The organism is Agromyces sp. P2_B3, from assembly GCF_056404815.1.
In genome coordinates, this window is the sequence record NZ_JBFUDH010000007.1 from 115,250 (window position 1) to 128,088 (window position 12,839).

Annotated in this window: 12 protein-coding genes and 2 tRNA genes; 12 read left to right on the top strand and 2 right to left on the bottom strand. The window is 69.6% G+C overall.

Features of this window, described 5'->3' with window-relative positions:
- Nucleotides 1-313: 313 nt before the first annotated feature.
- The 9 genes from AC1DZA_RS12160 to AC1DZA_RS12200 all read left to right on the top strand — a co-directional run bounded on the left by AC1DZA_RS12160 (nt 314) and on the right by AC1DZA_RS12200 (nt 8,998).
- On the top strand, nt 314-1,948 hold the full coding sequence (locus AC1DZA_RS12160; protein WP_476763176.1) for an ABC transporter substrate-binding protein: 1,635 nt from the start codon (nt 314-316) through the stop codon (nt 1,946-1,948).
- An 85-nt stretch (nt 1,949-2,033) separates the two neighbouring features.
- Nucleotides 2,034-3,128, top strand: a complete 1,095-nt coding sequence (locus AC1DZA_RS12165) for an ABC transporter permease (RefSeq protein ID WP_476772933.1) — start codon at nt 2,034-2,036, stop codon at nt 3,126-3,128.
- A gap of 1 nt (nt 3,129) precedes the next feature.
- On the top strand, nt 3,130-4,203 hold the full coding sequence (locus tag AC1DZA_RS12170; RefSeq protein ID WP_476772934.1) for an ABC transporter permease: 1,074 nt from the start codon (nt 3,130-3,132) through the stop codon (nt 4,201-4,203).
- Nucleotides 4,200-5,888, top strand: coding sequence for a dipeptide ABC transporter ATP-binding protein (locus tag AC1DZA_RS12175; protein WP_476772935.1), 1,689 nt, complete (start codon nt 4,200-4,202; stop codon nt 5,886-5,888). The genes AC1DZA_RS12170 and AC1DZA_RS12175 overlap by 4 nt, the downstream gene beginning before the upstream one ends.
- Nucleotides 5,888-6,751, top strand: coding sequence for an ATP-binding cassette domain-containing protein (locus AC1DZA_RS12180; RefSeq protein WP_309978315.1), 864 nt, complete (start codon nt 5,888-5,890; stop codon nt 6,749-6,751). Before AC1DZA_RS12175 ends, AC1DZA_RS12180 begins: the two co-directional genes overlap by 1 nt.
- Nucleotides 6,748-7,758, top strand: a complete 1,011-nt coding sequence (locus AC1DZA_RS12185; protein ID WP_476772936.1) for a D-isomer specific 2-hydroxyacid dehydrogenase family protein — start codon at nt 6,748-6,750, stop codon at nt 7,756-7,758. The genes AC1DZA_RS12180 and AC1DZA_RS12185 overlap by 4 nt, the downstream gene beginning before the upstream one ends.
- Before the next feature lie 81 nt (nt 7,759-7,839).
- Nucleotides 7,840-7,912 (top strand) — tRNA-Asn (locus AC1DZA_RS12190).
- A 100-nt stretch (nt 7,913-8,012) separates the two neighbouring features.
- Nucleotides 8,013-8,696 (top strand): AzlC family ABC transporter permease, encoded by a 684-nt coding sequence (locus AC1DZA_RS12195; RefSeq protein ID WP_476773034.1) that lies wholly within the window; start codon nt 8,013-8,015, stop codon nt 8,694-8,696.
- The gene (locus tag AC1DZA_RS12200) at nt 8,693-8,998 is read left to right on the top strand and encodes an AzlD domain-containing protein (RefSeq protein ID WP_309978319.1); all 306 of its coding nucleotides are present in this window, start codon (nt 8,693-8,695) and stop codon (nt 8,996-8,998) included. Before AC1DZA_RS12195 ends, AC1DZA_RS12200 begins: the two co-directional genes overlap by 4 nt.
- Before the next feature lie 10 nt (nt 8,999-9,008).
- Here AC1DZA_RS12200 and def read toward each other — a convergent pair whose 3' ends face one another.
- Nucleotides 9,009-9,575, bottom strand: coding sequence for a peptide deformylase (def, locus tag AC1DZA_RS12205; RefSeq protein WP_309978320.1), 567 nt, complete (start codon nt 9,573-9,575; stop codon nt 9,009-9,011).
- A 40-nt stretch (nt 9,576-9,615) separates the two neighbouring features.
- Between def and AC1DZA_RS12210 the strand changes: the two genes are divergently transcribed.
- The 3 genes from AC1DZA_RS12210 (at nt 9,616) to AC1DZA_RS12220 (ending at nt 12,018) form a co-directional block, all read left to right on the top strand.
- The gene (locus AC1DZA_RS12210) at nt 9,616-10,533 is read left to right on the top strand and encodes a DMT family transporter (RefSeq protein WP_476772937.1); all 918 of its coding nucleotides are present in this window, start codon (nt 9,616-9,618) and stop codon (nt 10,531-10,533) included.
- A gap of 144 nt (nt 10,534-10,677) precedes the next feature.
- The gene (locus AC1DZA_RS12215) at nt 10,678-11,934 is read left to right on the top strand and encodes a glycosyltransferase (RefSeq protein ID WP_476772938.1); all 1,257 of its coding nucleotides are present in this window, start codon (nt 10,678-10,680) and stop codon (nt 11,932-11,934) included.
- A 10-nt stretch (nt 11,935-11,944) separates the two neighbouring features.
- Nucleotides 11,945-12,018: transfer RNA gene (locus AC1DZA_RS12220), tRNA-Ile, on the top strand.
- A gap of 86 nt (nt 12,019-12,104) precedes the next feature.
- On the opposite strand, the gene AC1DZA_RS12225 is transcribed toward AC1DZA_RS12220, so the two are convergent.
- Nucleotides 12,105-12,806 (bottom strand): TetR/AcrR family transcriptional regulator, encoded by a 702-nt coding sequence (locus tag AC1DZA_RS12225; RefSeq protein ID WP_476772939.1) that lies wholly within the window; start codon nt 12,804-12,806, stop codon nt 12,105-12,107.
- Nucleotides 12,807-12,839: the final 33 nt, after the last annotated feature.

The following is a 12,839-nucleotide window of genomic DNA, read 5'->3' on the forward strand; positions in this document are numbered from 1 at the left end:
TTCCATCGGCGCGGGCGGGAGCGACAGGCCGCCGCGCCGAATCGACGCGTGGCGAATTCCGACGGTTACCCGTCAGGATTTCCGAGCATTACGGTCCGATAACGTTGAGTTCCCGCTCCAGTCCGCCGTGCTACCTCTTGAAGGGTCCTCCCGCTCGCAGCAGAGCGGCGGGGTGGCCCGTCCTCGTCTCGAGGGCGGACGACGAGCGACCCGTTCCACGCCCGCATGCGGACCCCGAACGCGCCGGTCCCACCAACTCGGCATCCGCCTTCCGAAGGTCGAGCCGAACTCCCATAGGAAGAGGTAGACGGATATGACATCCGCATCCACGAACCGGAACCGCGCCCTCATCGCGGTGGCCGGTGCCTCCGTGGCCGCCCTCGCACTCGCCGGCTGCACCGCCGGCGGCGGCGGCAGCAGCGAGGCATCCGGTGGCACGCTGACCATCGGCACCACCGAGCAGGTCACCGCGCTCGACCCGGCCGGCTCGTACGACAACGGTTCGTTCGCCGTGATGAACCAGGTGTACCCGTTCCTGCTCAACACCCCCTACGGCAGCCCCGACGTCGAGCCCGACATCGCGGAGTCCGCCGAGTTCACCAGCCCCACCGAGTACACGGTGACGCTGAAGCCCGACCTCAAGTTCGCCAACGGCAACGACCTCACCTCGTCCGACGTGAAGTTCACGTTCGACCGGCAGCTCGCGATCGCCGACGAGAACGGCCCGTCGTCGCTGCTCTACAACCTCGACTCGGTCGAGGCGGTCGACGACACCACCGTCGTCTTCACGCTGAAGTCGGAGAACGACCAGATCTTCCCGCAGATCCTGTCGAGCCCGGTCGGCCCGATCGTCGACGAGGACGTCTTCTCGGCAGACTCGCTGACCTCCGACGACGACATCGTCGCGGGCAACGCGTTCGCCGGCCAGTACGTCATCGACAGCTACGACTTCAACAACCTGATCTCGTACAAGGCGAACCCCGACTACCAGGGCATCCTCGGCGAGGCGAAGACCGACACGGTCAACGTGAAGTACTACACGGATGCCTCGAACCTGAAGCTCGACGTGCAGGAGGGGAACATCGACGTCGCGCACCGCACGCTGAGCGCGACCGACATCGAAGACCTGCGCGGCAACGACAACGTGAAGGTCGTCGACGGCCCCGGCGGCGAGATCCGCTACCTGGTCTTCAACTTCAACACGATGCCGTTCGGCGCCACCACCGCCGAGGCGGACCCGGCGAAGGCGCTCGCCGTCCGCCAGGCCATCGCCGACCTCATCGACCGCGACGCGATCTCGGAGGACGTCTACAAGGGCACCTTCACGCCGCTGTACTCGTACGTTCCCGAGGGCCTGACCGGCGCCAACGAGGCCCTGAAGGACCTCTACGGCGACGGCAACGGCGCGCCCGACGCCGACAAGGCGGCGGCCACGCTCGAGGCGGCCGGCATCACCACGCCGCTCGACATCTCGATCCAGTACGTGGCCGAGCGCTACGGACCGTCGTCGAGCGACGAGTACGCGATCATCAAGGACAACCTCGAGTCGAGCGGCCTGTTCACCGTGAACCTGCAGTCGACCGAGTGGGTCCAGTACTCCGAGGACCGCGTCGCCGACCTGTACCCGGCCTACCAGCTCGGCTGGTTCCCCGACTACTCGGACGCCGACAACTACCTCACGCCGTTCTTCCTGACGGAGAACTTCCTGTCGAACCACTACGACAACCCCGAGGTGAACGACCTGATCCTCGAGCAGGCCGTCACGTCGGACCCCGAGGCTCGCGCGGCGCTCATCGGCGAGATCCAGGACAAGGTCGCAGCCGACCTGTCGACGATCCCGTACATGCAGGGCGCGCAGGTCGCGGTCGTGGGCAGCGACGTCGAGGGCACGGAGGACACGCTCGACGCGTCGTTCAAGTTCCGCTACGGCGCGCTCTCCAAGGGCTGATCCGCACTAGAGTCGTTGAAGCTCGACGACGGGGGCGACCTGCTACCGCGGGTCGCCCCCGTTCCCCTGTACCCCTGAGGAACCCATGAGCACTTTTGACACCGTTCCAACGACGGAGGACGTCCCGGCTTCCGGGCGTCCGAAGCCGAAATCGCAAGGAGGCGGCTTCGGACGATACGTCCTCGTTCGGTTCCTCCTCATGTTCCCGACGATCTTCATCCTCGTCACGCTCGTCTTCTTCCTCGCCCGCACCACCGGTGATCCCATCACCGCGGCGCAGGGCGGCCGGCTCGGGCCCGAGGCCCTCGCCGAACTCCGAGCCGCGGCCGGCTACGACCGGCCGCTGTTCATCCAGTACTTCGAGTACCTCGGCCAGATCCTGACCGGCAACTTCGGGTCGACGATGACCACGAACCGGCCGGTCCTCGAGGTGCTCACCACCTATGGACCCGCGACCTTCGAGCTCGTCTTCTACTCCCTGATCGTGGCGTTCGCGGTCGGCATCCCGCTCGGCCTGCTCGCCGCCTACCACCGCGACAAGACGCAGGACGCGATCTACCGGGTGCTCGCGATCTTCTGGTACGCGATCCCGATCTTCTTCGCCGGCCTGCTGCTCAAGCTCATCTTCTCGGTGTGGCTGAAGTGGTTCCCGGTCGCCGGCCGCGCCAGCGTGAGCGCGGAGCTGCAGATGCAGACCCTGCCGAACAAGACCGGCTTCTACACGATCGACGCGCTGATGACCGGCGACCCCGCGGTGCTCGGCGACGTGCTCATGCACGCCGTGCTCCCGTCGATCGCCCTGGGCCTCGCGACCGCCGGCATCTTCCTCCGCCTCGTGCGCACCAACGTGATCGGCACCCTCACGACCGACTACGTCGACGCGGCTCGCTCGCGCGGCGTCGCCGAGTCGCGGCTCCTCCGCAAGCACGCGTATCGTCCGGCGCTCATCCCGATCATCACGGTCATCGGCCTGCAGATCGCGCTGCTGCTGTCGGGAGCGGTGCTCACCGAGACGACCTTCGAGTGGAAGGGACTCGGCTTCATCCTGGCCGAGTTCATCGAGTCGCGTGACTTCATGGCCGTGCAGGGCATCGTGGTGCTCCTCGCCGTGATCGTCACCATCACCAACTTCATCGTCGACATCATCGCGGCGTACATCGACCCGAGGGTGAGGTACTGAGATGACCGCGGCATCCGTCACCGTCGTCCCGAAGCGACGACTCCGCGATCGGCTTCCGATCGTGCACCAGCTGCGCCAGAGTGTCGGCCTGCAGCGGGGCATGCTCGTCGCCGGCCTCGTCATGCTGGCCGTCTTCATCCTCTGCGCGATCTTCGCGCCACTGCTGGCGCCGTACGGCTTCGCGCAGCGCAAGAACGACGCGGGTGCGTTCGGCACGCAGCAGCCGCCGTCGCTCGAGCACCCGTTCGGCACCACGGTCGGCGGTTACGACGTGCTCTCCCGCGTGATCTGGGGCACCCAGACGGCGATCCTCGTGATCATCATCGCGGTGCTGCTGTCGATCTTCATCGGCGTGGCGCTGGGACTCTACGCGGGCTACTTCGGCGGTTGGGTCGACCGGGTGCTCGTCGTGGTCTTCGACGCGATCTACGCCTTCCCGTCGCTGCTGCTCGCGATCGTGCTGTCGATCGTGATCTCGGGCGGGCAGTCCAACCTGTGGGCGGGCGTGCTCGCCGCGGCGGGCGCGATCACCGTGGTCTACATCCCGCAGTACTTCCGCGTGATCCGCGCCGAGACGGTGCGCATCAAGGCGGAGGCGTTCGTGGAGTCCGCGAAGGTGCTCGGCGCCTCGAACTCGCGGGTCGTGTTCAAGCACGTCTTCCGCAACGCCACGCGCACGCTGCCGCTCATCATCACGCTGAACTCGTCCGAGGCGATCCTCACGATGGCGGCGCTGGGCTTCCTGGGCTTCGGCATCGAGCCGACGGCGGCCGCCGAGTGGGGCTACGACCTCAACAAGGCGCAGTCGGATGTCACGAGCGGCATCTGGTGGACGGCACTGTTCCCCGGCCTGGCCATCGTGTTCACCGTGCTGGCCATCACGCTCGTGGGCGAGAGCCTCAACGACCTGGCCGACCCGCGCCTGCGCGGGCGTCGCCGGGTGGCGCAGGCGGCCGGCGAGGTCGCGCAGACCTCCGTCGTGCCCGGAGGCGTACTGTACGCGGGGCCCGGCGGACTCGCCGGCCTCGAAGACGGAGAGACGTTCGACGAGCACGGGATCGAGGTCAAGCGATGAGCACGGTGGTCGACATCAGGAACCTCGGCGTCTCGTTCGCGACCGACGCCGGCGCGGTGAAGGCGGTCGACGACGTCTCGCTGTCCGTGCAGAGCGGCGAGGTGCTCGCGATCGTCGGCGAGTCGGGCAGCGGCAAGACCGTGACCGCGAAGACGATCCTCGGCCTCCTGCCCGAGACGGCGACGACGCGCGGCGCGGTCATCCTCACCAACCGCGAGGGCACACGCGAGAGCGACATCATCACGGTGTCGAAGCAGCGGCTCCGCGAGGTGCGCGGCACCGACGTGGCAATGGTCTTCCAGGAGCCGTCGACCGCCCTGAACCCGGTCTACACGATCGGCTGGCAGATCATGGAGGGACTCCGCGCGCACGGCGACGTCACCAAGCAGGAGGCGCGCGCGAAGGCGATCGACATCCTCGGTCGCGTCGGGATCCCCGACCCCGAGGAGCGCATCGACCACTACCCGCACCAGTTCTCCGGCGGCCAGAAGCAGCGCATCGTCATCGCGATGGCGCTCGTGCTCAACCCCGGGCTCATCGTCGCCGACGAGCCCACCACGGCGCTCGACGTGACGGTGCAGGCCGAGATCCTCGACCTGCTGCGCCGCTGCCGCGACGAGTTCGGCTCGGCGATCGTGCTGATCACCCACAACATGGGCGTCGTCGCCGACCTCGCCGACCGGGTGGCCGTGATGTACCAGGGCGTGGTGGTCGAGGAGGCCGACGTGCACACGCTCTTCGCGTCGCCGCAGGCCGACTACACGAAGAAGCTCCTCGCGGCGGTGCCGTACGTGGGCCACGGCACCGTGAAGGCCGCCGAGCGCGCCGCGGCGCGGCCGACGAACTGGCTGGAGCAGCCGGCGGTGGTCGAGGCGAAGGGCCTCGAGATCACCTACCCGGGACGGTTCGGCCGTCCGGGGTTCCAGGCCGTGGGCGGCGTCGACCTCGTCATCCGGCCCGGCGAGGTGCTGGGCCTGGTCGGCGAGTCCGGCTCGGGCAAGACCACCATCGGCCGCGCGATCGCCGGCCTCACGAAGGTCACAGGCGGATCGCTGAAGGTGCTCGACGCGGAGATGAACGGCATCCGCGAGCGCGACTTCCGTCCGCTCCGCAGCCGCATCGGGTTCGTGTTCCAGGACCCGGCGTCGAGCTTCAACCCGCTCCTCACGATCGCCGAGTGCGTCGCCGAGCCGCTCGTGATCCACGGCCGTGCGAAGAACCCTCGGGCGGCGCGCGCGCGGGTCGACGAGCTCCTCGAGGCCGTGCAGCTGCCGAAGGCCTACGGCGACCGCTACCCGCACGAGCTGTCCGGCGGCCAGCGCCAGCGTGCGAGCCTCGCACGGTCGCTGGCGCTCGAGCCCGAGCTGCTGATCGCCGACGAGCCGACCTCGGCCCTCGACGTGTCGGTGCAGGCCCGCGTGCTGGAGCTGTTCGCCGAGCTGCAGCGCGAGTTCGGCTTCGCGTCGCTCTTCATCAGCCACGACCTCGCGGTGGTCGACCTCGTCGCCGACCGCATCGCGGTGCTGTACCACGGCCGCCTCGTCGAGGAGGGCACCGGCCTCGAGGTGCTCGGCTCGCCCGTCGACCCGTACACGCAGCGCCTGCTCGCCTCGCTTCCCGTGCCCGATCCGGCCGCGCAGGCTGAGCGGCGTGAGGAGCTCCGGCGCCTCCGGGAGGCCGACTGATGCGGGGTGCGGCGCACGGCTTCCCGGTGGTGCTGAGCGACCTGTCACTCGAGTACCCGTCGCACGGGCCGAGCCCTGCGCACGTCGCCCTGCACGGGTTGACGCTGACCATCCACCCGGGGGAGGTGCTCGGGCTCCTCGGCAGCGCCGGCAGCGGCAAGAGCACCCTCGCCAAGGTGCTCTCGGGCGTGGCGTTCGATCCCCAGTCGGCCGAGGTGCGGCCCGTCATCACCGGGGGAGAGGCCACGGTGCTCGGACATCGCCTCCGTTCGCTGCCGCGACGGAAGGTGCCCGAGCTGCAGTTCCACGTGGGCTACCTCCCGCAGGATGCGGCCGCCATGCTGCCCCGCGACCGCACGGTGTCCGAGATCGTGGCCGAGCCGATCCTCGAGCGTGACCGGCGGTACAACCGCAAGGCCCTGCAGACCCGGGTGGCGACCATGATCGACGCCGTGCGGCTCCCGCTCGGCATGCTCGACAAGTTCCCCTACGAGCTGAGCGGGGGGCAGCGCCAGCGCGTCGCCCTGGCCCAGGCGCTCGTGCTCGGCCCGTCGCTGCTGATCGCCGACGAACCGACCGCGGGCATCGACCTGACCGTGCGCGACGCCGTTGCGCAGCTCATCAGCGAGCTGCGCGACCGCGAGCACCACTCGTTCTCCGCGCTCATCATCAGCCATGACCTGCCGGTGCTGCGACGCACCGCCGATCGCATCGCGGTGCTCGACAAGGGGGAGCTCGCGGCACTCGGCACCATCGACGAGGTGTTCCACGATCCCGCCCATCCCTACGTGATGGCCCTCGCCGGTGCCCTCGACGCGGGCCATGCGGTGATCGACGAGCTGGAGGACGGTCCGACGGCATGACGGATGCCGCGTCGCCGCGTCGTCCGCATCGTGTGGTCTCGGGCTCCCAGCCGCCGACGAGCCCCGCCTGGCGTCCGGCGTCGCCCGGCCCGATCGCCGTGCTGCCCGATGGCGACCCCGTGGTGTCCGCGGCCGTGCGCGCCGCAGGCGGCACGGTCGCGGCGCTCGGACCTGACACCCGCGGGATCGTCTGGACCGCGGCATCCGGAGCGGAGTCGCTGCAGCACGCGCTCGACGCGCACCCGCGCGTCGCCTGGGTGCAGCTCCCGTGGGCGGGAGTCGATGCGTTCGCGCCGCTGCTCGCCCGCTTCCGCGACGACGGTCGCACGTGGACGAGCGCGAAGGGCGCGTACGCGCAGCCCGTCGCCGAGCACGCCCTCATGCTGGCCCTCGCCGTGCTGCGCGAGGTGCCGATGCGTGTGCGCGCCGAGCAGTGGGACGTCGACGAGCGCGGCCGCACCCTGTTCGGCGCCGACGTGGTCATCGTCGGGGCCGGCGGCATCGCGACCGAGCTCCTCCGGCTCCTGGCGCCGTTCGGCGTGCGCGTCACCGTCGTCCGCCGTCGCGACGAGCCGGTCGAGGGTGCGTGGCGCACGGTCGGGGTCGCCGACCTGGGCCCGGCGCTCGAGCACGCCGAGGTCGTCTTCGTGGCGGCGGCGCTCACGGGCGAGACGCGCGGGCTCATCGGGGCGCGCGAGCTCGAACGGATGCCGCACGGCGCCGTGCTCGTGAACGTGGCGCGCGGCGCCGTGGTCGACACCGACGCCCTGGTTGCCGCCCTCGCGTCGGGCGCCCTCGGCGGCGCCGGGCTGGACGTCAGCGACCCCGAGCCGCTGCCCACGGGGCATCCGCTGTGGACCGCGCCCAACACGATCATCACCCCGCACGTCGCCGACACCGAGGCGATGGTCGTGCCGCTCTTCGCCGAGCGGGTCCGTCGCAACGTCGCCGCGTTCCTGGCCGGGCGACCGCTCGAGGGTCGCATCGATCCTGCCGCGGGCTACTGACGGTCCCCGGGCGTTGTCGAGGGGGCCTCGAATTGGGAGACCGGGGCTCCCTTTGCTAGAGTGTCTCTGCTGAACAAGCGATCCTCCATAGCTCAATTGGCAGAGCAATCGGCTGTTAACCGATAGGTTCTTGGTTCGAGTCCAAGTGGGGGAGCAACAAGGGCCGTCCGGTCGATCCGGGCGGCCCTTCGTCGACTCGGGAGGGGTTCGTGCCGGAGTACGAGGCGGTCGCCGATGGCTCGCACGACGAGCCCGTGCGCCGGGTCACGCCGGTGCGCGACGGGGTCGGCGTCGGGCTCGCGACGGCCGCGTACGGCATCTCGTTCGGGGCGCTCGCGGTGGCATCCGGGCTCGACGTGTGGCAGACCTGCTTCCTCAGCCTGGTGATGTTCACCGGCGGCTCGCAGTTCGCGCTCGTCGGCGTGCTCGCGTCGGGCGGGGTGGCCGCGGGCGGCTCGGCCATCGCCGCGGCGGCGCTCCTCGGCATCCGGAACGTCGTCTACGGCATGCGCATGAAGCCGATCGTCGATCGCGGGAGCCTGGCGCAGCGCATCGCCGCGGCGTGGATCACGATCGACGAGTCCACGGCGGTCGCGCTCGCCCAGACGAGCGATCGGGCGGCCAGGCTCGGCTTCTGGGCGACCGGGCTCGTCATCTTCGTCGGATGGAACCTGACGACGCTCGCGGGCGCCCTCATCGGCGACGCCCTCGGTGACACGAGGGCGTGGGGCCTGGATGCCGCGGCGGCGGCCGCCTTCCTCGGCCTGCTGTGGCCCCGGCTCAAGCGGTTCCAGGCGGGCGCGGTCGCGGTGGCTGCGGCGGTCGTCGCGACGCTGGCGACCCCAGTGCTCACGCCCGGGTTGCCGGTACTCGTCGCGGCGCTGGTGGCCGTGCTCGTGGGCTGGTTCGACCTGTTCTCGAGGCGGAGCCGCGCATGACCACCTGGCACGTCCTCCTCATCGCGTCGGCGGCCACACTGGCGCTGAAGCTCGGCGGCTACCTGGTGCCGGCGGGGCTCCTCGAACGCGAGCGTCCGGCCCGCATCGCCGACCTGCTCACCGTCGCGCTGCTCGCGGCGCTCATCGCCGTGCAGACCCTCGGCGCCGGTCAGGCGATCGTCGTCGACGCCCGGGTGCCGGCGATCATCGTCGCGGCGGCGCTCTTCGCGATGCGCGTGCCGTTCCTCGTGGTGGTGATCGTGGCCGCGCTCGTCGCGGCGGGCATCCGCGCCTTCACGTGAGCGTCGCGGCTCAGTCCTCGAGGTGGTCGACGCCCGGCATCCACGACACCCCGGGCTTGCCCCAGCCCAGCTTGCGCGCGATCTTCGCGGCGATGCGCTGATCGCGTTCGCCGAGCCGGTCGACGTAGAGGGTGCCGTCGAGGTGGTCGTACTCGTGCTGGAAGATGCGTGCCAGCCAGCCCTCGGCCTCGATCTCGAACCGCTCGCCGTCGAGGTCGGTGGCGCGCAGGATCGCGCGCTCGGCGCGGCGCAGCCCGAACCGCTCCCCGGGGAACGACAGGCACCCCTCGGACTCCTCGTCCTCATCGGGCTCGCCCGCGGGCGGCGGCGAGATCCACAGCTCGGGATTGATCGCGACGCCACGCCACTTCGTGCCGGCCTCGTCGGTCCAGCCGTACGTGAAGAGCCGCAGCGGCACGCCAACTTGCGGGGCGGCGAGGCCGACGCCGGGCGCGGCATCCATCGTCTCGAAGAGGTCGCGCACGAGGGAGCGGAGGTCGTCGTCGATGGTCTCGACGGGAAGGGCGGGGGAGTGCAGCACGGGGTCGCCGGAGATGCGTATGGGGAGGACGGCCATTCGCCAAGGATATCGGCGGCCGACCCGGTAGGGTCGATGCGTGGATCCGGACCTGAGCGACCTCTCCGAGCAGATCGCGCTCGACCCCACGTCGTTCATCGGAATCCCGTTGGCCCTCGTCGGCGCGGTGTTCCTCTCGCTCGGTGCCCAGTTCCAGCACCGGGGCGTGGTCAAGGTCGAGGCGCGCACGGTCGACTCGCTCGGCAAGGGGCTGAACGGCAAGCAGCTCGCGTTGCTGCTCGCGCGCCCGTCGTGGGTGGTGGGCACGCTCATGCTCGGGCTGGCCATCATGTTCCAGCTCGGCAGCCTCTACTTCGCCCCCATCATCGTGGTGCAGCCGCTCGGGGCGATCGCGCTGGTGATCACGTCGATCCTGAATTCGCGGCTGAACCACGTGAAGCTGAACAGCAAGTCGATCACCGCGATCGTCATGTGCGTCGGCGGCGTGTTCCTCTTCGTGGGCGTCGCCGCCTTCACAGCCGTCGACAACCCCGTGACCGATCGGCAGCTCGTCACGATCCTCATCATCCTCGCCGTCGTGCTCGCCCTGGCCGGCGTCGCGTTCGGGCTGCTCCGCCGCCGCATCCGTGCCATCTTCTACGTGATCATGGCGGGCGTGCTCTACGGCTTCGTGGCGACGCTCGCCAAGGTCGTGCTCGGCCGCATCGAGCAGGGCGAGGTCGAATGGCTCACCTGGACCTGCCTGCTCGGCCTGCTCCTCGCCACGGCGCTCGGCGCGTACTTCGTGCAGAACGCCTATGCGACCGGGCCTCCCGACCTCGTGATCGCCGGACTGACGGTGGTCGACCCGATGGTGGCCGTCGTGATCGGCATCGTCGTGCTCGGCGAGGCGTCGCAGGCCCCGCTCTGGGCGAACCTGGTGTTCCTCCTCGCGGGCGTGATCGCCGTGTGGGGCGTGTTCATGCTCGCCCGCAACCACCCGCAGACCCGGCTCTGACCGCCGTCGCGACATGCGCGGCCGCCGACGCGCAGACGTCGATGCGTAGACTATGTTCGGATTCAGTCCGCGAGGGTGACCCCCAGGACGACCACTCATCGAGGCCGATCGCCTCCATCCCAGAACTGTGAGGAACCACGCCACGTGTCTGACACACCCGGTGCGATTGCCCCCGCCGGCACCGACGGCGCGGAGACGGAACGTCCGCTCACGATCCTGATCGGCGCCGACACCTTCGCGCCCGACGTGAACGGCGCCGCCCGCTTCGCCGAGCGCCTCGCCGCCGGACTGGTCGAGCGCGGGCACGACGTGCACGTGATGGCCCCCGCCGCGAATCGCAAGCACGGCACGTGGAAGGAGGTGCACGAGGGTCAGGAGATCACCGCGCACCGGCTTTACAGCTGGCGCTGGTACCCGCATGACTGGCTGCGGTTCGCGCTCCCGTGGCGCATCAAGCAGAACAGTTCGCGCGTCATCGACGCGGTGAAGCCCGACGTCGTGCACTTCCAGTCCCACATCATCGTGGGCCGCGGCCTGTCGCTCGAGGCGCAGAAGCGCGGCATCCGCATCATCGGCACCAACCACTTCATGCCCGAGAACATGCTGGAGTTCACCCTGCTGCCCAAGGCGTGGCAGGAGTGGGCCGTCGGTCTCGCGTGGAAGGCGGCGGGCCGCACGTTCGGCCGCGCCGAGGCGGTCACGACGCCGACGCGCCGGGCCTCGCAGTTCCTCGAGAAGCACACCGGCCTGCGCGGCGTGCACGCGATCTCGTGCGGCATCGACGCCCACAAGTACTCGCCCGACTGGTCTCCGCGCACCGAGAACCGCATCCTGTTCGTCGGCCGCGTCACCGGTGAGAAGCAGATCGACGTGCTGCTCCGCGCGGTCACGCTGCTCCCGGCCGAGGTCGACGCGAAGGTCGAGATCGTCGGCGGCGGAGACCAGATGCGCAACCTGCAGCACATGGCCGCCGAACTGGGCATCGCCGACCGCGTCACCTTCACGGGCTACGTCACCGACGACGAACTTCGCGAGGCGTACCACCGCGCATCCGTGCTGGCCATGCCGTCGATCGCCGAGCTGCAGAGCATCGTGACGATGGAGGCCATGGCCTCGGCGCTGCCCGTCGTCGCCGCCAACGCCATGGCGCTGCCGCACCTCGTGCACGACGGCGAGAACGGCTACCTGTTCGAGCCGAGCAACCCCGAGGACCTCGCGGCCAAGCTCCGCACGGTGCTCGAGGCGTCGCCCGAGGAGTACCGCACCCTCAAGGAGGGCTCCCTCCGGCTGATCGCGGCGCACGACATCCAGCGCACGATCTCGACGTTCGAGAGCCTGTATCGTGGAAAGCCGGTGACCGATCCGGTCACGGATGTCGCGCCCGCAGCACTCCCCGAGTGAGGCGCCGCGAGGGGCGGTAGCTCAGCCGGTCAGAGCAGTGGACTCATAATCCATCGGTCACGGGTTCAAGTCCCGTCCGCCCTACAAAAAGCCTTCTGATCAGGGATCTAGATCGAAACACTGCATGTCGTTTCGAACGATCTAGGGCGCTCGAGTCGGCTTGCCGAAGTTCACTCCTGGTCGTCGTCGGTGACGAGCAGTCGCATGAAGGTTTCGAGGAGTGGAAGCGTTGGGCGGGTCGGGTCGAGGAGCGCCTGGATTCGAAGGCCATCCATCATGGCCATCATCATGGTGACCTTCTCGTCGGCCGTGATCTCCTCGCCGTCCTTCGCCGTCGGCAGGCGTCCGCTTGAGAGATGCGAGCGCATCCGTTCGCGTCTGGCGATGAAGAATTCGTGCGCGGGATGGTCCGGGTTCGTCGCCGCGACGGTGATCGCGAGCCAGTTCCGCTGGCGTTCAGGATGGGCGAACTCGTCTGCGAGCACGCTGGACAGTACACGCTCGGCGGGAACCCGCGACTGCATGATGCGGTGCGCCAATTCTTCGTCGTCGAGATCGCGTTGGGCGAGTGCGGCGAGCAGGAGGTCGTCCTTGCTGGCGAAGTGGCGGAGCAACGCTGCATGCGTGACGTCGGCCCGCGCGGCGATGTCGCGGAGGGACGCTCGTTCGTAGCCATGTTCCGCAAAGCTCGCGAGCGCGGCGCGGACGATTTCGGCGCGTCTGGCAGGCGTCTTGGAGTACGGGCCGCGACGCGAGGGCCGCGGTGAGCGCGATGCCGCCGGCGTTTCGGTATCGGGGACGGCAACCGATGAGCGATCCGTCGGCGCGACGGCCGTCGTTCCATTCATCTCGTCCCCTGTTCGATGATCCACCAACCCAGTCTGGCAGGTGCCTCGGATGCCTCC